Here is a 1,419-nt window from a genome sequence, read left to right on the forward strand (position 1 = left end):
CGTGGCTGCGCAGCGCCTGCACCACGCTGGGCGGCAGGCTCACCGGCGCGCCCGGCACCGCCAGGTGCGCCTGTGGTGCCAGGCCGCGCCGCGACAGCGCGGTGATCGGGCCGCGGTGTCCGCGTCGGCGCAGGGTCAGGGCCACATCGGCCATGGTCAGGCCGGTGCCGACCAGCAACAGCCGCGCCTGCGGCGGCACCTCGTCCAGCACGCCGTCCTGCCACGGCCAACCGATGTAGCGGCGATGCACCGCCAGGCGCGGGCCGATGCCCGGCAGCGCCGCCGGCGGCAGCGCGCCGATCGCCAGCACCACCACGTCGGCGACCACGGCCTCGCCATTGGCCAGGAACAGGCGGAAGCCGTCCGGATCGCGCTCCACCGCCACCGCCTCCTCGCTCACTCGCGCCACCTCGACCGGCGACGCCGCCAGCGCATCGTCCAGGTGCTGCTGCAGGTAGCGGCCGTACAGCAGCCGCGGCAGGAACTGCAGGCGTTGCGCGGCATCCAGCTGCAGGGCGTCGGCGAAGCCGCCCGGCTCCTGCGGATCCACGCCCAGGTCCTTGGCGCGCACGTTCAACACGTGTTCCGGCCGCGCCGCACCGTAGGCGATGCCGCGGCCGTAGGTGTCGGCCACGCCGACCAGGGTGATGTGGCGGGCGGCGCCCTGCCTGGCCAGCGTCGCGGCCAGCACGTTGCCGCAGAATCCTGCGCCGATGATCGCAATTCGCATGGCTCGCACCTTGGCCGGTCGGGCGTTCTTTGTGCCCGGGATGTTCGCCGGAGGTGTAAACCCTCGGTTAATGCGTGCGCAGATCGCCATGGCAATGCGGCATCAGCACATGGGCGATGTCCATGAGTCAGGCTGCACGGCGATCGGCAAGGCCGAGCCGAAGGCCGCTGACGCCGCGGCAGACACAGAAACGCTGGGCCGGCACGTACCAACGGCACCACCCTCGCCGCTGCGGCCTCCTCGCGCGGCGTCGCCGCGGGGCCGATCAAGCTCCGCGCGTTCTCGCCGGCAACGACGCCGCCCGCCGCCTCGTGTCGGACACTGCGCGGGCCGCATCGGCAACGTGCCGCGCCGGACCGGGCGTGTGCCACGCAACAGGTGAGCCGTCGGCAAGGAGCGCCGTGGTGCGCCGATCCGGGCCCTACCGCGCCGGCGGACGCTGCACCAGGCCGGGCGCGTCGGCGACGAAGGTGTCGAGCACGCCGTCGGCGACCTTGACCGGGCCGCCGAAGCGGGTCGCGCCGGGAATGGAGGGAATCGCCTCGGCCTGCGCGGCGAGCTGCCTGGCCGCAGCGAAGGCCTGCTCGGCGGCCGGATCGCCGGCCAGCGCCTGGTTCAGCCCGTCCACGCTCAGGCGCAGCGCGCGGCCCCATAGCGCGGTCGCGTCCAGCCATGGCGCCGCCTCGGCC

At 74.3% G+C, this 1,419-nt stretch carries 1 protein-coding gene and 1 pseudogene; both read right to left on the reverse strand.

The features are described 5' to 3' along the window. Positions 1-730: FAD/NAD(P)-binding protein (locus D180_RS20735; RefSeq protein ID WP_043091475.1), on the reverse strand; the 730-nt coding region annotated here is incomplete at its 3' end. 421 nt (positions 731-1,151) lie between these two features. Then, positions 1,152-1,419, reverse strand: a pseudogene (locus D180_RS20740) (beta-N-acetylglucosaminidase); the annotation flags it as partial.

Origin of the sequence: Xanthomonas sp. SHU 166 (genome assembly GCF_000364685.1) — a bacterium.
Taxonomy (GTDB): domain Bacteria; phylum Pseudomonadota; class Gammaproteobacteria; order Xanthomonadales; family Xanthomonadaceae; genus Xanthomonas_A; species Xanthomonas_A sontii.